Source organism: Streptomyces sp. NPDC006463, assembly GCF_042870715.1.
Taxonomy (GTDB): Bacteria; Actinomycetota; Actinomycetes; order Streptomycetales; family Streptomycetaceae; genus Streptomyces.
Window position 1 is genome coordinate 14,004 of the sequence record NZ_JBIAHP010000020.1, and the last position, 17,976, is coordinate 31,979.

Genomic DNA, 17,976 nt, shown 5'->3' on the forward strand with positions numbered 1-17,976 from the left:
CCATCCGCATCACCACACACAACCATCGTGACCTTCCCCAGCCCCTTTCGGGCGGAACAGCCAGGTGACGCCGGCCGTAGCTCAGCGGCCGGTGCGACGGGGATCGCGCACACCGATTCGAAAGGCGGCACCACCTTGTCCGCTCCCACCGCTCAGGCATCCGGCGGGCTGCACCCCTCCGGGACCAAAGTCACCCCGGTCATGGTCGCCTGCATGCTCTCCGCGTTCGTGGCCATCCTCGACATGCAGATCGTCGCCACCGCCCTTCCCCGCATCGCGGGCGACCTCGGCGGCATCGACCTCTTCGCGTGGGTGACCACCGCGTACGTCATCGCCAGCAGCGTGACCACGCCCATCTACGGCAAGCTCGGAGACCTCTTCGGCCGCAAGGTCGTCTACCTCTCCGCCATGGCCCTGTTCCTCCTCGGCTCCGCCCTCTCCGGCCTGGCCGGCTCGATGGAGTTGCTCATCGTCTTCCGCATCGTGCAGGGACTGGGCGCCGGAGGCCTCTTCGTCTCCGTCCTCGCCATCATCGGCGAGCTGTTCACCCCGCGCGAAGGCGCCAAGTACTACGGCATGTTCGGCATGGTCTTCGCCGGTGCCTCCCTCGCCGGCCCCGCCGTCGGCGGCCTGCTTACCGACGCCCTCAGCTGGCACTGGGTCTTCCTGGTCAACCTGCCCGTCGGCGCCGTGATCGTCGCCCTGCTCGCCAAGTACCTGCACCTGCCGCGCAAGGTCCGCGAGTCCAAGCTCGACTACGCCGGCATCGTCACCCTCTCCGGCGCCATCGTCGCCGTGACGCTCCTGACCTCGTGGGGCGGCGTCGAGTACTCCTGGACCTCCCCGCAGATCATCGGCCTCGGCCTCGCCACGCTGCTGCTCCTCGGCCTGTTCGTGAAGGCCGAGTCCGCCGCCGCCGAGCCGATCGTCCCGCTGCGGCTGTTCAAGGACTCCACCTTCACCATCTCGCTGCTCGGCACCATGATCTGCGGCATCGTCTTCGTCGGCACGGTCAACTTCCTCGCCCTGTACGTCCAGGTCGCCACCGGTGCCAGCCCCACCACCTCCGGCTTCGTCCTGCTGCCGATGATGCTGGGCCTCGTGCTCACCTCCGTGGTCTCCAGCAAGATCATCGGCAAGACCGGCAAGTACAAGATCTTCCCGATCCTGAGCATGGCGCTCGGCATCGTCGGCGCCGTCCTGCTGTCCACCATGGACGCCGACACCCCGCGCGCCCTGGCCATCGCCTACATGGTGGTCTTCGGCCTCGCCTCGGGCCTCTCCGCCCAGGTCTTCACGCAGGCCGCCCAGAACACCGCCCCTCCGCAGGACATGGGCGCCGTCTCCGGCACCGTGACCTTCGGACGCTCCTTCGGCACCTCGATCGGCATCTCGCTCTTCGCCGCGATCTTCTACGGCCGCCTCACCGACGAGCTCGCCGCCCGTGTCCCGGCCGGCGCCCTGAACGGCGTCGACCACAACTCGCTCTCCTCGGACACGGTCCTGGACTCGCTCGACGCCACGGTGCGCACCGCCATCGAGCAGGCCTACGCCGCCGCCCTCACCCCGGTGTTCCTCGCCGCGGTGCCGGTCCTGGTGGTCGGCCTCGCCCTCACCCTGCTGATGAAGAACCACACGCTCCGCTCCCGCCACCACGGTGGCGGCGGCGACGGAGCGCCCGCCGACTCCGCCGCCAAGGAGACTGCCCCGGCCACCGCCGAGCGCTCCCCCGAAACGGCCTGATCACACCATCCCCCGCGTGTGACATGGCCGAAGTGCCGCCCGCCCCCGCGACCCGCGGTGGGAGGGCGGCACTTCGCCATGTCCGCCGCCCGTACGCCCGTACCCCTCGCGCTGCCCCGCCCTGCGGCTTCAGGCCGCTTCGAGTGGGACTCCACGCGAACCGGCCATTGTCGGGAGAAGGACCGAAGCGGTCCCCCACGGTTTGCTAGGAGGCTCGCGTGACAACGACCGATGACCGTACGACGGCCGCGGCGGTCGACCCCGGTCCGCTGATCAAGCTGACCATCGCGGACTGCGCGGCCAAGGTGCTGCACAGCGCCGTGACGCTCGGCGTGTTCGGCGCCCTCGCCGAGGGACCGGCCGGCGCGGACCACATCGCCACCGAGTCCGGCCTGCACCCGCGCATGGCCGCCGACTTCCTGGACGCGCTGGCCGGTCTCGGCCTGCTGGAGCGCACCGGCGACCAGTACAGCAACGGGCCGCTGGCCCAGGCGTACCTGGTGCCCGGCACCTCCACATACCTCGGCGGCTTCGTCGAGCTGACCAACGAGACCCTGTACGGCACCTGGGGCCGGCTCACCGAGGCGCTGACCACCGGCGCCCCGCAGCACCTCGACCCCGACAAGGGCGGCTTCGTCGGGAACACGCACAACGACCCCGAGAAGATGAAGCGCTTCTTCGCCGGTCTCGACGCCTTCAGCGACCGCATGGGCCTGGAGATCGCCCGCGCGATCGACTGGAGCCGGCACTCCTCCTTCATCGACCTCGGCGGCGCGCGCGGCAACCTCGCCTCGGTCCTGGTCAAGGAGCACCCGCACCTGAAGGCCGGCGTGTTCGACCTGGAGCGCACCCGCCCGCTGTTCACCGAGCACACCACCCGCCTCGGCCTCGGCGACCGGGTCGAGTTCACCGGCGGCGACTTCTTCGCGGACGACATCCCGAAGGCCGACGTCATCGTGCTCGGCCACATCCTGCACGGCTTCGACACCGACCGCCGCCAGGAACTGCTGCGCCGTGTCTTCGCCTCCGTCAACCCCGGCGGCCAGGTCCTCATCTACGACCGGATGATCGACGACGAGCGCCGCAACGCCGAGCGCCTGCTCTCCAGCCTCCACATGCGTCTCGTCAGCCAGGACGGCTCGGAGTACCGCATCGACGACGTCCGCACCTGGCTGACCGAGGCCGGGTTCACCGACACCGCCGCCGAGCCGCTGCTCGGCACGCACACGCTGGTGACCGCGACCCGATGACCGCCCACACGGAGCCGTCCGCCGCCCCGAGAACCCAAGGAATCACCATGAGCCAGGAGAAGGTGCCCGTACTCATCGTCGGCGGCGGCCTCGCGGGCCTGTCCGCCGCCGTGTTCCTCGCCCACCACGGGGTGAAGGCCACGCTGGTGGAGCGCCACCCCGGCACCTCCACGCACCCCAAGGCCCGTGCCATCAACCCGCGCACGATGGAGCTGTACCGCGCGGTGGGCATGGAGGACCGGGTCAAGGCCGGACGTTCGCCGATCTCCGGCAACACCGACCTGATCCACGTCGAGACCCTCGCGGGCAACGAGCGGGTCCGGATGCCCAACGCCTCCATCGAGGACATCAGCCGCATCAGCCCCGCCCAGTGGACGCTGATCGACCAGAACCAGCTCGAGCCCATCCTGCGCAAGCGGGCCGAGGAGGTCGGCGTCGACCTGCGCTTCCACACCCGCCTCGACGCCGTCACCGAGGAGGCCGACGGGGTCAGCGCCACGCTCACCGACGCCGGCACCGGCGAGAGCTACACGCTGCGCGCCGAGTACCTCGTCGCCGCCGACGGCAGCCGCAGCCCCGTCCGCGAGCTGCTGGGCATCGGATCCCACGGCCGCGGCACCCTCACCAACCTGGTCAGCTTCTTCTTCGACGCCGACCTGGAAGAGGCCCTGCGCGGCCGGAAGATCATCGCCGCCTACGTCAACAACCCCGAGGTGCGCGGCACGATCATCCCGATCGACAACGACCGCAAGTGGGTCATCAACGTCTCCTTCTTCCCCGACAAGGGGCAGAGCGCCGACGACTTCACCCCCGAGCGCTGCGTCGAGCTGGTCCGGGCCGCCGTCGGCGTCCCCGACCTGGAACTGACCATCGAGTCGGTCAACATGCCCGCCTGGGACATCTCGGCGCGCGTCGCCGACACGTTCACCGCGGGCCGCTTCCTCATAGCCGGTGACGCCGCGCACGTCATGCCGCCCACCGGCGCCTTCGGCGCCAGCACCGGCATCCAGGACGCGTACAACCTGGCCTGGAAGCTGGCCCTGGTGCTGGCGGGCAAGGCCGGTCAGGGGCTGCTGGCCTCGTACGACTCCGAGCGCCGCGCGGTCGCCGAGGAGACCGTGCGCCAGGCCATGCTGCGCTTCGCGGTCCGCGAGGGCAAGCAGTTCCAGGACGTCGCCAAGGACCTGGTCGACGAGACCACGATGACGTTCGGCTACGCCTACCCGGCGGGCGCGTTCGCCGGCGAGGACCCGGATCTGTGGACCGTCACCGAGGACCCGGACAAGCCCAGCGGCCGCCCCGGCTCGCGCGCCCCGCACGTGCTCGTCACCGGTGAGCACGGCCCGTTCTCGACCGTCGACCTCTTCCCGGTCGGCTTCACCCTGCTGACCGCCGGCCCCACCGCCCCGTGGGCTGCCGCCACCGCGGCCGGACGCGAGCTCGGCCTGGTGCTGACGGTCCGCGGCATCGGCGAGGGCGGCGACTACGCCGACACCGAGGACACCTTCAAGGAGCGGTACGGGGTTTCCGAGGGCGGCGCCGTCCTCGTCCGCCCCGACGGCTTCGTCGCCTGGCGCTCCCAGGCCGGCCCCGCAGGAGACGTCGCGCAGACCGTGACCGGCCTGCTGCGCCAGATCCTGTCGCTGGACTGAACAGGGGCTCTGCCCGCAACGACTCGGCGCGGCGCCCCCGGGCGGGGGGGGGGGCGGGGGGGTTTTTGCGGGTTTAGCGGGTGGCGGTTGGGTGTAGACCGGGGGGGGACCCACCCCTGGGCGACCGCCGCACCCGGCCCCCACGCGGTCCCCCCGCCGCCCCCAAATAGCGGGCCTCGGTCCCCCCGGGGCCCCCCCCCCCCCCCCCCGGCCCCCCCCCCCGCCCCGCGGCCCCCCCCCCGAGTCGTTTTCCGCTGTTTCCGCTGTGGCCGTTGCTGTCAGACCGTGCGCGACAGCACCCGGTGGACGACCGCCGACAGCTCGACCGCCGGATCCGCGGGCTCCTCGGCCGCCCGCCAGGCCACGAACCCGTCCGGGCGGACCAGAGCGGCGCCGGTGGCCGTGATCCCGTACTTCTTCAGGAACTCCTCGACGACCTCGGCCGGCTCCTCGCCGCCCACCCGGTGGAAGGCGACGTCGACGCCGGTGAGCCGGGAGACCTGGGCCGCCGCCCGCTCCCACAGCCCGCTGTCGGGCCCGGCCAGCAGCCGCCAGCCGCCCGTCAGCGTGTCGTGCAGGGGCGCGTCGCCGCCGCCGGAGCGCAGTTCGAAGTGCGGGGCCCGGGTGCCGGGGCGGCCCGAGGGCTGGGTCGGGTCCTCGACCGGGGCGCCGTCGTCGTCGCCCGGCTCGGACAGCACCGCGCCCGAGCGGTAGACGTGGCCGAACAGCACCGTGGTCTCCGGGCGGTGGCGGGCAGCGACCTCCTCGTCCAGGCCGCTGCGCTGCAGGTACCGGATGACGCCCTGCTCGGTGGTGAACTCGGCGACCGGGACCCGCTCCTCCTCGTAGCTGTCCAGCAGCTCGGGCCCGGCCTGCCCGCGCAGCACCAGAGCCAGCTTCCACGCCAGGTTGTGCGCGTCCTGCACGCCCATGTTGCCGCCGAAACCGCCGGTGGGCGGCATGATGTGGGCCGCGTCGCCGGCCAGCAGCACCCGGCCGGAGCGGAACCGGTCGGCGATCCGCGCCGCGATCTCCCAGCTGGTGCTCGACTCCACCGCCACGTCCAGGTCCGCCACGCCGACCGCGGCCCGGACCATCGCCACGCAGTCCTCCTCGGAGTACTCGGCGTGGGTCTCCTCCGGCGGCAGGCTCGGCGCCAGCACCCAGCGGTCCGCGTTGTCGAGCCGGCCGAGCACGCCCTTGACCTTGTCGTTGCTGACGAAGCAGAGGAAGAACTCGCGGCCCGCGACGTACTCGTCGAGCGCGGCGTGGAAGATGACGTTCATCTGGCGGCCGAAGACGCCCTGGCCGTGCGTGCCGATGCCCAGGCCCTCGCGGATCTCGCTGCGGACCCCGTCCGCCGCGACCAGGTACTTGGCGCGGACCTCGGTCTCGGTGCCGTGCCGCACGTCCCGCAGGACCGCGCTGACCCCGTCCTCGTCCTGCTCGTAGCTCACCAGCTCGGTGGCGAAGCGGATGTCCGCCCCCAGCTCCTCGGCCTTCGCGCGCAGCACCGGCTCGAAGCGGTCCTGGCCGATCAGGGTCCAGCCGGTCGTGCTGACCTCGTTCGGGTCGTGGCGGAAGGGACCGTCGAACCGGCCCAGTTCGGCGCCCGTCAGCGACTGCACCTGCAGGATGTCGCCGTACTGCGCGTGCGGGTTCTCCTGCGCTCGCACGGCCTGCTCCAGGCCCAGTGCCCGCATCAGCTCCATCGTGCGGGGGCTGGCCGCCTGGGCCCGGGGGTGCGCCGAGATGTGCGTGTGCCGCTCGACGAGGATCGGCCGTATGCCCTGCTGAGCGAGGAACAGCGCCTGGGCCAGCCCCACCATGCTGCCGCCCACGATCAGTACGTCGGTTTGCTCCGCCATCGGATGTGCTCCTTGTTCTCGATGCCGCTGCCGTCTCCATGCGGTTCCGGACACTCCCGGCCAGCCAACACGGCCCGGCTAGAGGACCGCTCGGACCTCGAACGCGCCCGCCACCACCCGTGACGCCGGGCGCCGGCCGCGTCCAGACCGCTTCAAGCGGCGCGCGAGCCCCGGCTGAAAACCTTCGTACCGCTGTTGACGATCCATGCTGGACGGGAGGCCTCGGGCCGTGCTGGAAACCCTGAGTGTGCTGGTGCTGCTGGGCACCGGGCTGGTGGCGGGGGTGCTCTTCGCCGTGGCGGTCAGCGTCATGCCCGCCCTGATCGCGATGACCCCGGACCGTTACGTCGACACCCACAAACTGCTCGGCAAGCGGTACGACCGCTTCATGCCGTTCATCGTGACCGGCTCCGTCGTCGTCGACGTGGTCTTCGCCGTGCGTGCCGACGAGAGCGGTCCGCGGGCCCTGTTCATCGCCGCGGCCCTGGCCATGACCGGCGTAGCCATCGTCTCGCAGACCCGCAACGTACCCATCAACAACCGGGTCAAGAAGACGCAGCCCGAGGACCTGGGTCCCGACTGGCAGGACCCGCGCATCCAGTGGCGCGACTGGCACCTGGTGCGCACCTGCTTCGCCATCGCCGGCTGCACCCTGACGGCCGCCGCGGTGGTGCTCTCATGACGGCCGCACCCGGGCAGGCGCTCGAAAGCGCCCCGCGCGTCGCCCGGGCGCTGCCCGGCGCCGAGGACCGCGCCGCCGCCAACGCCCGCATGATCGCGATCCTCTCCCGGCCCGACCCGGGCCCGGTCGCCGAACACCTCGCCCTGCTGCACTTCACCGGCCGGCGCAGCGGCGGCGCGCACACGGTCCCCGCGGGCGTGCACCGCCTCGCCGACGGCCTCTTCATCGCCACCGGCAGCGCCTGGCGCCACAACTTCACCGGCGGCGCCGACGGCGAGCTCACCTGGCGCGGCCGCCGCGAGCCGGTCCGCTTCGAGCTCGTCACCGACCCCGAGCTCACGGCCCGCGGCTACCTGGAGCTGTACGAGCGCTACGGCGCCGAGGCCGCCCACCGCCGCCTCGGCATCCTCGTCGCCGAGGACGGCCCCGCGCCCACCCTGGACGACTTCCGGGCCGCCGTCGCCGGCATTCCGCTCGCCCTGGTCGCCGTGACGGCCACCACCAGCGACACCACCGAACTCGCCATGAATGAGAGGACCTCCCGATGAGCGCAATCGCTGGCTGGGTCGACTTCGAGCGGGACCTGTCCCCGGAGGCCGCCGTCGTCGAGACCATGGCGGCCACCCTCGCCCACCGCGGCCCCGACGGCCAGGGCATCTGGGCCGAGGGCCATGCCGCGCTGGCCCACCGGCGCCTGGCCCTCCTCGACGTGACGGAGACCGGCAGGCAGCCGGCCGTCTTCGCGACCGAAGGCGGCACCACCGTCGCCGTCCTCACCCTCGACGGGACCATCACCAACCACCCCGAGCTGCGCGGCGAACTGGCCTCCAAGGGACACCGGTTCACCGGCGGCGGCGACGGCGAGACCGCCCTGCACGCCTACCTGGAGTGGGGCACCGACTTCCTCACCCACCTGGAGGGCCTCTTCGCGATCGCGCTGTGGGACGTGCGCAGCCAGGAGCTCCTGCTGGCCCGCGACCGCCTCGGCGTGAAGCCGCTCAGCTACTACCCGACCCCCACCGGCGTGCTGTTCGGCTCCGAGCCCAAGGCGATCCTCGCCCACCCGTACGTGGCCCCGATCGTCGACGCCGACGGCCTGCGCGAGCTGTTCGCGCACAGCCGCAAGCCCGGCACCTCCGTCTACCGCGGCATGCGCGAGGTCGTCCCCGGCCACGTGCTCGTCGTGCGCCGCCCCGGCATCCAGGAGCAGCGCTACTGGTCGCTGCCCGCCCGGCAGCACACCGACAGCCTCGAAGACACCATCACCACCGTCCGCGGGCTGCTCGCCGACGCCGTCGCCTCGCACCTGCGCGCCGACGTCCCCGTCGGCGCCATGCTCTCCGGCGGCATCGACTCCAGCGCCCTGACCGCGCTCGCCCACAAGACGCTCACCGGCGCCGGCGGCGGCCCGCTGCAGAGCTTCTCGGTGAACTTCACCGGCTACACCGAGAACTTCGAGCCGCACCCCACGATGCGCTCCACGCCCGACGCCCCCTACGCGGCGCTCGCCTCGCAGCACATCGGCTCGCAGCACCGCGAGATCCTCCTCGACACGGCCGCCCTCACCGACCCCGAGGTGCACGCCGCGGCCCTGCGCGGCCAGGACGCCCCGTCGCCGCTCGGCGACATGGACGTCTCGCTCATCCAGTTCTTCGCCCGGCTGCGCGAGGCGGGCTTCGCCGCCGTGCTCTCCGGCGAGACCGCCGACGAGGTCTTCAACGGCTACTTCTGGGCCTACGACCCCCAGCACAGCAACTCGCAGACCTTCCCGTGGGTCAACTTCGAACGCAGCCACGACGCCGCGGCGGGCGGCCTGGGCACCTCCATGATCGACCGGCAGCTGCGCAAGGAGCTCGACTTCCTCGGCTACGCCGACCAGCACTACCGCGACGCCCTCACCGAGGTGCCCCACGTCGAGGGCGACTCCCCCGAGGAGCGCCGGGCGCGCGAGGTCACCTACCTCGCCCTGACCCGCTGGGCGCCCACCCACCTCGACCGCGCCGACCGCATGAGCATGGCCCACGGCGTGCAGCTGCGGCCGCCGTTCTGCGACCGGGCGCTCGTCGAGTACGTCTACAACGTGCCGGCCGCCCTCAAGCGGGTGGACGGCGTGGAGAAGAGCCTGCTGCGCTCCGCGGTGGCCGACCTGCTCCCCGACGCGGTGCTGCACCGCAAGAAGAGCGCCTACCCGACCACCCAGGAAGCGGCCTACGGGGACTTCGTGCGCCGCCGGTTCGTCGAACTGGCCACCGACCGCAGCGCCGCCGTCGCGGGCCTGCTCGACACCTCGGCGTCCGCCGACGCCCTGACCGCCGACGGCTCCCCGCAGGGCGCCTTCGCGTGGGTGGAGCGGGCCAGCATGGAAATGGTGCTGCAGCTCGAGACCTGGCTGACCGAGTACCGGATCGACCTGCGGCTCTGACCGTGCGGGCCGCCGGTCCAGATCGTTTCAAGACAGCTTCGAGACGCACCCGCGAGGGTGAGTCAACGACCGAGGAAGCCAGGAGGGCAACGTGCACCGCACACTGATCGTGGCGAGGATGGGACTCGCCGACGCCGAAGGCGTCGCCAAGGTCTTCGCGGATTCGGACAACACCGACCTGCCGCACATGGTGGGCGTCTCCAGGCGGACCCTGTTCGCCTTCCACGACCTGTACTTCCACCTCGTCGAGGCGGAGCAGGACATCGGCCCGAACCTCTACAAGGCGCGCAGCCACCCGCTGTACAACGACATCAACACCCGGCTGCAGGAGTTCATCTCCCCGTACGACCCGAACTGGCGCGAGCCGCGCGACGCGATGGCCGTCCCATTCTACTCCTGGACCCCGGAGAGCGGCGTGAGCATCACCCCGCCGTCCGGCCCGAACATGGGCGGCGCCCGATGACCACCTCCGTCACTCCCGCCAAGGTCAACCTGGAAGAGGTCGTCTCCAACCGCAAGCGCGGCGGCGACATCCGGATCACCCTCAGCCCGCGCACGGTCGGCTGCACCTCCGGCTTCGGCGGCACGCTGCGCCTGGGATGCGGCGAGTACGTCACCGAGCACCTGCACCCGTACTCCGAGGAGTTCCTGCACGTCGTCTCCGGCGAGCTGGAGATCACCCTCGACGGGGAGCCGGTGCGCCTCGGCCCCGGCGACTCGCTCTGCGTGCCGATCAACGTGCGCCACCGTCTGGTCAACGTCGGCGAGGAGCAGGCGTCGGTGGTCTTCCACCTGTCCCCGCTCGCCCCCCGCCCCGAGCTCGGCCACGTCGACACCGAGGCCCCGCTCAACCCGACCGGCGGCAACCCGGACGTCGGAGGGGCCCGATGAGCCGTCGTGCCGTCATCACCGGGGTCGGCGCCGTCGCCCCCGGCGGCATCGGCCGGGACGCCTACTGGGACCTGCTCTCCAACGGCCGTACGGCCACCCGCGAGATCACCCTGTTCGACGCGTCGAAGTTCCGCTCCCGGGTCGCCGCCGAATGCGACTTCGACCCCGTCGCCGCGGGGCTGAGCGCGCAGGAGATCCGGCGCATGGACCGGGCCGCCCAGTTCGCGGTCGTCGCCGCCCGCGAGGCCATCGAGGACAGCGGCATCGACCTCGGCGCCGGCGACCCGGGCCGGATCGGCGTCAGCATCGGCAGCGCCGTCGGCTGCACCACCGGCCTGGAGGACGAGTACAAGGTCCTCTCGGACGGCGGGAAGAACTGGCTCGTCGACCACACCTACGGCGTCCCGCACCTGTACGGGTACATGATCCCCAGCACGCTGGCGGCCGAGGTGGCCTGGCAGGCCGGGGCCGAGGGGCCCGTCGCGCTGATCTCCACAGGTTGCACCTCCGGCCTCGACGCGGTCGCCCACGGCGTCCAGCTCATCGAAGAGGGCACCGCCGACATCGTCATCGCCGGCGCCACCGACGCCCCGCTGTCGCCCATCACCCTCGGCTGCTTCGACGCCATCAAGGCGACGACGCCGAACGCCGACGGCCCCTCGTCGGCCGCCTCCCGGCCCTTCGACGGCCGCCGCGACGGCTTCGTGCTCGGCGAGGGCTCCGCGGTGATGGTCATCGAGTCCGAGGAGTCGGCCAAGGCCCGGGGCGCGGTGATCTACGCCGAGGTGGCGGGCTTCGCCAGCCGCTCCAACGCCTTCCACATGACCGGGCTCAAGCCGGAGGGCCGCGAGATGGCCGAGGCCATCTCGGTGGCCCTGGACCGGGCGCAGCTGGGTCCGCAGGACATCGACTACATCAACGCGCACGGCTCGGGCACCAAGCAGAACGACCGGCACGAGACCGCCGCGTTCAAGCGGAGCCTGGGACAGCGCGCGTACGAGATCCCGGTCAGCTCCATCAAGTCGATGATCGGGCACTCGCTGGGTGCGATCGGTTCGCTGGAGGTGGCCGCCTGTGCTCTGGCTCTGCGTCATCAAGTGGTGCCGCCGACCGCGAATCTCTCGGTCCCCGACCCCCAGTGCGACCTCGACTACGTACCCGTGACCGCCCGCGAGCACCGCATGGACCACGTGCTCAGTGTCGGCAGCGGATTCGGCGGCTTCCAGAGCGCCCTGATTCTCGGCCGCCCCGGCGGCCACGGAAGGGAGGCGGCATGAGCGCGCTCGGCATACCCGAGGGGCGGCGGCGCCCCGCGGTCGTCACCGGCCTGGGTGTGGTCGCCCCCACCGGCATCGGGGTCCGCCAGCACTGGGAGTCGGTGCTGGCCGGCAAGAGCGGCCTGGGCCGCATCACCCGCTTCGACCCGTCCTCGTACCCGGTCAAGGTGGCCGGGGAGGTGCCCGGATGGGAGGCGCGCGAGCAGGTCCCGAAGGGTCTGATCGCCCGCACCGACCGGTTCACCCACTTCGCCCTGGCCGCGGCCGAGGCGGCGCTCGCCGACGCGGCCGTCGACCCGGAGCAGCTGCCCGAGTACGAGATGGCCGTGGTCACGGCGAGCTCGTCGGGCGGCACCGAGTTCGGTCAGCGCGAGATGGAGCAGCTGTACCAGAAGGGCCCGGCCTGGGTCGGCGCCTACCAGTCGATCGCCTGGTTCTACGCGGCCACCACCGGCCAGGTCTCCATCCGGCACGGCATGCGCGGACCCTGCGGGGTCATCTGCGCCGAACAGGCCGGCGGCCTGGACGCCCTGGGCCAGTCCCGGCGGCTGCTCGACACCGGCTCCCGGCTGGTGCTGTCCGGCGGTACGGACGCCTCGCTGTGCCCGTACGGCCTGACCGCCCAGCTGCCCACCGGCGCGCTGTCCACCGAGGACGACCCGACCCGGGCCTACCTGCCCTTCGACGAGGCCGCCACCGGCTACGCACCCGGCGAGGGCGGCGCCATCCTGGTCGTCGAGACCGAGGAGGGCGCCCGCGAGCGGGGCGCGAAGCACTACGGCCGGATCCTCGGCTACGCCGCCGGGTTCGACCCGCCGGCCGGGTCCGAGCGCCCGCCCGTGCTCGCCTCGGTGATCCGCCGGGCCCTGGTGGACGCCGGGGTCGGCGCGGACGACGTGGACGTCGTCTTCGCGGACGCCGTCGGCACCCCGGACCTCGACCGCGCCGAAGCCGCCGCGATCAACGAGGTGTTCGGCGTCGGCCGCATCCCGGTGACCGCGCCCAAGACGCTCACCGGCCGCCTGTACGCGGGCGGTGCGGCCCTGGACGTGGCGACCGCGCTGCTCAGCCTGAGCGCCGGAGTGATCCCGCACACCGCCGGCCCCGGCCGCGCCGCCTCCGGGCTGGGCATCGACCTGGTCGTCGACCGTCCGCGGCACACCGCGCCCAGGACGGCGGTGGTCCTGGCCCGCGGCCACGGCGGCTTCGCCTCCGCGCTGGTCGTGGACGCCGGGGACCGCACCGACCACACCAACTGACCTCATACGCGAAAGGGCAGGAAGCCATGAGCGATTTCACCGTAGCTGACTTGAAGCGGATCCTGCAGGCGGGCGACGGCATCGACTGCGAGGTGGACCTGGAGTCCGAACTGGACCCCAACACCTCCTTCGCCGAACACGGCTTCGACTCCCTCGCCGTGCTGGAGCTGACCAACCGGATCGAGCGCGAGTACGGCATCTCCGTCGAGGACGGCGGCCTGGAGTACGAGAACACCCCGCGCGAGGTCGTGGACTACGTCAACGCACTGCTCGCGGAGGCCCGAGTCTGATGGCAGGCCACACCTGCAACTCCATCGTCATCGACGCTCCGATGGACCTGGTCTGGGAGCGCACCAACGACGTGCCGTCCTGGACCGAGCTGTTCAGCGAGTACTCCGTCGCCGAGATCCTGGAGCAGGACGGTCCCACCGTCACCTTCCGGCTCGCCCTGCACCCGGACGAGAACGGCAAGGTGTGGAGCTGGGTCTCCCAGCGCACCACCGACCAGGCGACCCGCACCGTCCGCGCCCACCGCGTGGAGACGGGCCCCTTCGAGTACATGAACATCCACTGGGAGTACACGCAGACGGCCGAAGGCGTCCGGATGCAGTGGACCCAGGACTTCCACATGAAGGACGGGGCGCCCCTCGACGACGAGGGCATGACGGAGCGCCTCAACCGCAACACCCCCGTCCAGATGAACCTCATCAAGCGCAAGCTGGAGGCCGCCGCCCGGGCCCGGCTCACGCCGCTCGCGGACCTCGCGGGCAAGCGGATCCTGGTCACCGGCGGCTCCCGGGGCATCGGGCGCGGCATCGTGCTCGCCGCCGCCCGCGCCGGTGCCGACGTCGTCACCTGCTACCGCCAGGAGAACGACTACGTCGCCTCGCTGGAGAAGGAGCTCGCCCCGCTCCCCGGCACGCACCACGTGCTGCGCGCCGACGTCAGCGTCGCCGCCGACGCGCGCCGGCTGGCCGAGCAGGCGGGCGAGCTGCTCGGCGGGCTCGACGCGGTCGTCAACAACGCGGGCGACTTCGCGCCGACCCCGTACGCGGAGCTGACCGACGCCGCGTGGGCCACCGCGCTGCAGTCGAACCTCAGCAGCACCCACCAGGTCACCCAGGCCGTGCTGCCGCTGCTCGGTGCGGGCGCCTCGATCGTCAACTTCGGCTCCACGGTGGCCCGTATCGGCATGGCCGGCGGCGTCCACTACACGGCCGTCAAGCAGGCGCTCGTGGGCCTGACCCGCTCCCTGGCCCGGGAACTGGGTCCGCAGGGCATCCGCGTGAACACGGTCTCGCCCGGCCGGATCGCCACCGAGGCGCTCGACGAGCTGCCCCCGGAGGTCGCCGCCCAGCAGCGCGCGATGTTCTCGAAGTTCAACGCGCTGGGCCGCCTCGGCACCCCGCAGGAGATCGCCAACGTCGTGCTGTTCCTGATCAGCGACCAGGCCTCCTACATCACCGGACAGAACATTCACGTCGACGGCTGCGTGTAGCCACCGTCGCACCTCGGAAGGGACACACCACGTGGAACTCGGACTGCAGGGCAAGAAGCTCCTCGTCACCGGCGGGTCCCGGGGCATCGGGCGCGGCATCGTGCTCGCCGCCGCCCGCGCCGGTGCCGACGTCCTCACCTGCTACGTGCAGGAGAGCGAGTACGTCGAGAGCCTGCGCCGGGAGCTGAAGGAGACCGGCGGCGACCACCACGTCGTCCGCGCCGACGTCGGCGACCTGGAGCAGGTCGACGCGCTCGTCGAGACGGCCAAGGAGAAGTACGGCAAGCTCGACGGCATCGTCAACAACGCCGGTGTCATCAGCCACATCCCGTTCGCCGAGCTCGCCCCGGCCGAGTGGTCGCGTGTCCTGGACACGAACCTGACCGCCACCTACCGGATCATCCAGCAGTCGCTGCCGCTGCTGGGCGAGGGCGCCTCGGTCGTCAACATCGGCTCGCGCGGCGCCGCCGCCGGCATCCCGCTGCGCGCCCACTACACCGCGGCCAAGGCCGCGATGATCGGCCTGACCCGCTCCCTCTCCAAGGAGCTGGGCGGCAAGGGCATACGCGTCAACGTGGTCGCCCCGGGCGTCATCGAGACCGAGGCGTTCGACGACATGCCGGCCGAGCGTGCCGCGGGCCTGCGCGCGACGTACTCGCAGAAGACCGCCCTGGCGCGCCTGGGCCGGGTCGACGAGCTGGCCGCCCCGGTGCTGTTCCTGCTCAGCGACCTGTCGGCGTACGTCACGGGCGAGACCCTCAACGTCGACGGAGGCATCTGACCATGTCCGACGCAACCTTCCGGGTCATGCTCCGCATGCAGATCAAGCCGGGCGTGGAGGCCGACTTCGAGCGCGTGTGGAAGGAGGTCGGCGGCTCGGTCACCAGCCACCCGGCCAACCGCGGCCAGTGGCTGTCCAAGAGCACGACCGAGAACGAGGACGGCATCTACTACATCGTCAGCGACTGGGTCGACGAGCCGCGCTTCCGCGAGTTCGAGACCAGCGACACCCACCTGGAGCACCGCACCAAGCTGCACCCGTACCGCAGCGGCGGCTCCATGACGACGATGGACATCGTGGCGAGCCTGTCGAGGGCGGCCGCGTGAGTGCCGCTCCCGCCGTGGAAGTGGTGCTCTACCACCTCTCCGACCGGGGCGAGGACGTCCTGGCGGCCTACCACGAGGCCAGCCGCCGCATGTCCGGCACCCCGGGCCTGCTCGGCAACCAGCTCATGAGCGAGCTGGGCCGCTCCGACAGCTACGTCGTGGTCAGCCACTGGGACAGCTGGGAGTCCTTCGAGAAGTGGGAGGGCGGCGCGGACCACAAGGACCAGACGGCCCCCCTGCGCGAGTTCCGCGACACCGAACGGGCTCGCCCGTTCGAGATCTACAAGGTGCTCGCCAGCTACTGAGAACCTCGCGGGGGACGCGAACAGCGTCCCCCGCGACCAGTGGTCCGCTACCCTCGGGAACACGTTCGACCCAAACGACAGCAGGGAGCCCGCACAGGGAGCTGCACACCGAAGGACCGCGATCGCCATGTCCGTTCAGGACCGATCGACGGTTGAGAGGGCCGAAGTCAGGCCGGAGTCGGGCACAGGATCCGACCGCACCCATCCTCTCCGCTGCCCGCGCTCAGCAGCAGGCAGTGTCTTTCGTGACAAGGGCATCCCCATGATTCTGGTTACTGGCGCCACCGGCAACGTCGGCTCCGAACTCGTCGTCCAGCTGGCCGCCGCGGGCGTCCCGGTCCGGGCCATGACCCGTTCGCCCGAGAAGGCCGACGTCCCCGCCGGTGTCGAGGTCGTCGCCGGCGACTTCGACAAGCCCGAGACCCTGCCCGCCGCCCTCGCCGGCGTCGAGCGCGTCTTCGTCGTCCCGCCCGGCTACGGCCCCGAGGGCCCGGTCCAGGAGACCGCCCTCGTCGCCGCCGCCCGCGAGGCCGGCGTCGAACACCTCGTCAAGATGTCCACCAGCGGCGTGCACTTCGGCGCCACCGACCCGCTCAGCAACGGGCACCGCCTCGGTGAGCAGGTCATCCGGGAGTCCGGCCTCCGGTGGACCGTCCTGCGCCCCGGCACCTTCATGGTCTACCTCTACGGCTACGCCCGGACCATCGCCGCGGACAAGACGATGTACGTCACCGAAGGCGACCCGGTATCCGCGATGATCCACCCCCGCGACATTGCCTCCGTCGCCGCCAAGGTCCTGACCACGCCCGGCCACGAAAGCCGGACGTACACCCTGACCGGCGCCGAGGCCTACTCCCCTCAGCGCCAGGGCGAGATCATCGGCGAGGCCCTCGGCCGGCCGGTCGAGGTCGTCGAGCGCACCACCGCCGAAGCCCGGGCGGAGTACGACCGCCTCGGCTGGGGCGGCCCGCGCCTCGAAGGCCTGCTCGAACTCAAGCGCCAGTCGGCAGCCTGGGACTTCGAGGTCTTCGACGACGTACAGAAGATCACCGGCACCGCGCCGCTCACCCTGCGCCACTGGGTCGACGAGCACATCCACCTCTTCGACTGAGCTTGCCACCGCAGGAGGAGCCCCGGCCTCCGAGCCCGAGGCACTCGACTCCGGCGGCGGCCGATCGCCATGGCCATGGCCTCGGGATGACGGTGGCCTCCCCCGCACGGGGGAGGCCACCGTCCCGCTCTCGCTCCATAGGGCCGTCCGAGTCCGTCGCGCAGGGTGACGCAGTCTGTCTGGCGGCGCGTGACGATGTGTGGCATGAGCATTCAAACGAGCGACTCGACGGCCATCTCCGCAGCGGCGCCGCCCCGCTGGGCCGTCTGCGCTGCGCATCTGACGACATGGGTGGTCCTGCCGAGCGGACTGTGGCGCATTGCCCTGGTGCTCGGATGCCCGGCCGGATACACCGATGTCGGCTTCGAAGACTTCCAGACGATCGGTGCGAAGGTATGGATGCTGACACTCAGCGTGCTCTGTGAGCTCGCAGCCTTCCTCACGATCGGTCTGGTACGGCCGTGGGGCGAGGTCACGCCCCGCTGGATACCGCTGATCGGAGGGCGAAGGGTCCGCCCCATGGCCGCCGTGGTCCCTGCCGCCCTCGGCGCGGCGGCCCTGACCGTACTCTGGGCCTTCACTCCCTGGTGGTGGACCTTTCCGCACGACGACATGACGCCCACCGGAAGCCTCGTGGTCGGCATTCTCTATCTACCGCTGTTCCTCTGGGGCCCGCTCCTCGCCGCCGTCACCGTCTCCTACCACCGCCGCCACCGCACCCCGCGCCGCCGAGCAGACATCGCCGTGTGAGCACCTGCCCGGCGGTGGTTCAGTGGCTCCCGTTCGGTGACGGGGGAACGACGATCGCACCCTTCCCGCCCGCAGGCGAGAGGGGGCGAAGTGAAGCACTCCTGGACCGGGTCTCCAGGGCGGCGCGACCCGTCGCCGAGTGCGGCTCCGCAGGATGGGGA

At 71.7% G+C, this 17,976-nt stretch carries 17 protein-coding genes and 2 pseudogenes; 18 read left to right on the forward strand and 1 reads right to left on the reverse strand.

Annotated elements, in window-relative coordinates; genetic code table 11:
• Positions 1-135: 135 nt before the first annotated feature.
• From ACFYOB_RS30110 to ACFYOB_RS30120, 3 genes are all read left to right on the forward strand, one after another.
• Positions 136-1,743, forward strand: a complete 1,608-nt coding sequence (locus ACFYOB_RS30110) for an MDR family MFS transporter (RefSeq protein WP_388564959.1) — start codon at positions 136-138, stop codon at positions 1,741-1,743.
• Between the two features lie 218 nt (positions 1,744-1,961).
• Positions 1,962-2,993: a methyltransferase gene (locus ACFYOB_RS30115; protein WP_388564962.1), complete on the forward strand. Its 1,032-nt coding sequence runs from the start codon at positions 1,962-1,964 to the stop codon at positions 2,991-2,993.
• A gap of 47 nt (positions 2,994-3,040) precedes the next feature.
• On the forward strand, positions 3,041-4,645 hold the full coding sequence (locus tag ACFYOB_RS30120; RefSeq protein ID WP_388564965.1) for an FAD-dependent oxidoreductase: 1,605 nt from the start codon (positions 3,041-3,043) through the stop codon (positions 4,643-4,645).
• A 278-nt stretch (positions 4,646-4,923) separates the two neighbouring features.
• Here the strand turns inward: ACFYOB_RS30120 and ACFYOB_RS30125 are convergent, their stop codons facing one another.
• A complete protein-coding gene (locus tag ACFYOB_RS30125; protein ID WP_388564967.1) occupies positions 4,924-6,513 on the reverse strand; it encodes an FAD-dependent monooxygenase in 1,590 nt (529 codons plus the stop codon).
• A 229-nt stretch (positions 6,514-6,742) separates the two neighbouring features.
• Between ACFYOB_RS30125 and ACFYOB_RS30130 the strand changes: the two genes are divergently transcribed.
• The 15 genes and pseudogenes from ACFYOB_RS30130 (at position 6,743) to ACFYOB_RS30200 (ending at position 17,815) form a co-directional block, all read left to right on the forward strand.
• A complete protein-coding gene (locus tag ACFYOB_RS30130; RefSeq protein ID WP_388564969.1) occupies positions 6,743-7,195 on the forward strand; it encodes a DUF1772 domain-containing protein in 453 nt (150 codons plus the stop codon).
• On the forward strand, positions 7,192-7,743 hold the full coding sequence (locus tag ACFYOB_RS30135) for a hypothetical protein (protein ID WP_388564972.1): 552 nt from the start codon (positions 7,192-7,194) through the stop codon (positions 7,741-7,743). Before ACFYOB_RS30130 ends, ACFYOB_RS30135 begins: the two co-directional genes overlap by 4 nt.
• Positions 7,740-9,617, forward strand: a complete 1,878-nt coding sequence (gene asnB, locus ACFYOB_RS30140; protein ID WP_388564974.1) for an asparagine synthase (glutamine-hydrolyzing) — start codon at positions 7,740-7,742, stop codon at positions 9,615-9,617. The genes ACFYOB_RS30135 and asnB overlap by 4 nt, the downstream gene beginning before the upstream one ends.
• A 91-nt stretch (positions 9,618-9,708) precedes the next feature.
• Positions 9,709-10,080, forward strand: a complete 372-nt coding sequence (locus ACFYOB_RS30145) for a TcmI family type II polyketide cyclase (protein WP_388564977.1) — start codon at positions 9,709-9,711, stop codon at positions 10,078-10,080.
• On the forward strand, positions 10,077-10,508 hold the full coding sequence (locus ACFYOB_RS30150; RefSeq protein ID WP_388564980.1) for a cupin domain-containing protein: 432 nt from the start codon (positions 10,077-10,079) through the stop codon (positions 10,506-10,508). Before ACFYOB_RS30145 ends, ACFYOB_RS30150 begins: the two co-directional genes overlap by 4 nt.
• Entirely contained in the window at positions 10,505-11,785 is a 1,281-nt protein-coding gene (locus ACFYOB_RS30155) for a beta-ketoacyl-[acyl-carrier-protein] synthase family protein (protein WP_362402075.1), read from the forward strand. The genes ACFYOB_RS30150 and ACFYOB_RS30155 overlap by 4 nt, the downstream gene beginning before the upstream one ends.
• On the forward strand, positions 11,782-13,044 hold the full coding sequence (locus tag ACFYOB_RS30160) for a ketosynthase chain-length factor (protein ID WP_388564984.1): 1,263 nt from the start codon (positions 11,782-11,784) through the stop codon (positions 13,042-13,044). The genes ACFYOB_RS30155 and ACFYOB_RS30160 overlap by 4 nt, the downstream gene beginning before the upstream one ends.
• 50 nt (positions 13,045-13,094) lie before the next feature.
• The gene (locus ACFYOB_RS30165; protein WP_388564987.1) at positions 13,095-13,334 is read left to right on the forward strand and encodes an acyl carrier protein; all 240 of its coding nucleotides are present in this window, start codon (positions 13,095-13,097) and stop codon (positions 13,332-13,334) included.
• Positions 13,334-13,789 (forward strand): annotated as a pseudogene (locus tag ACFYOB_RS30170) (SRPBCC family protein); the annotation flags it as partial. The gene ACFYOB_RS30165 and the pseudogene ACFYOB_RS30170, both read left to right, overlap by 1 nt.
• 36 nt (positions 13,790-13,825) lie before the next feature.
• Positions 13,826-14,542 (forward strand): annotated as a pseudogene (locus ACFYOB_RS30175) (SDR family NAD(P)-dependent oxidoreductase); the annotation flags it as partial.
• A gap of 31 nt (positions 14,543-14,573) precedes the next feature.
• On the forward strand, positions 14,574-15,323 hold the full coding sequence (locus ACFYOB_RS30180) for an SDR family NAD(P)-dependent oxidoreductase (RefSeq protein WP_388564990.1): 750 nt from the start codon (positions 14,574-14,576) through the stop codon (positions 15,321-15,323).
• 2 nt (positions 15,324-15,325) lie between these two features.
• Entirely contained in the window at positions 15,326-15,649 is a 324-nt protein-coding gene (locus ACFYOB_RS30185; protein WP_388564993.1) for an antibiotic biosynthesis monooxygenase family protein, read from the forward strand.
• Positions 15,646-15,954: an antibiotic biosynthesis monooxygenase gene (locus ACFYOB_RS30190; protein WP_328930686.1), complete on the forward strand. Its 309-nt coding sequence runs from the start codon at positions 15,646-15,648 to the stop codon at positions 15,952-15,954. The genes ACFYOB_RS30185 and ACFYOB_RS30190 overlap by 4 nt, the downstream gene beginning before the upstream one ends.
• 262 nt (positions 15,955-16,216) lie before the next feature.
• Positions 16,217-17,065, forward strand: coding sequence for an SDR family oxidoreductase (locus ACFYOB_RS30195; protein WP_388564997.1), 849 nt, complete (start codon positions 16,217-16,219; stop codon positions 17,063-17,065).
• A gap of 195 nt (positions 17,066-17,260) precedes the next feature.
• Positions 17,261-17,815, forward strand: a complete 555-nt coding sequence (locus tag ACFYOB_RS30200; protein ID WP_388565270.1) for a hypothetical protein — start codon at positions 17,261-17,263, stop codon at positions 17,813-17,815.
• Positions 17,816-17,976: the final 161 nt, after the last annotated feature.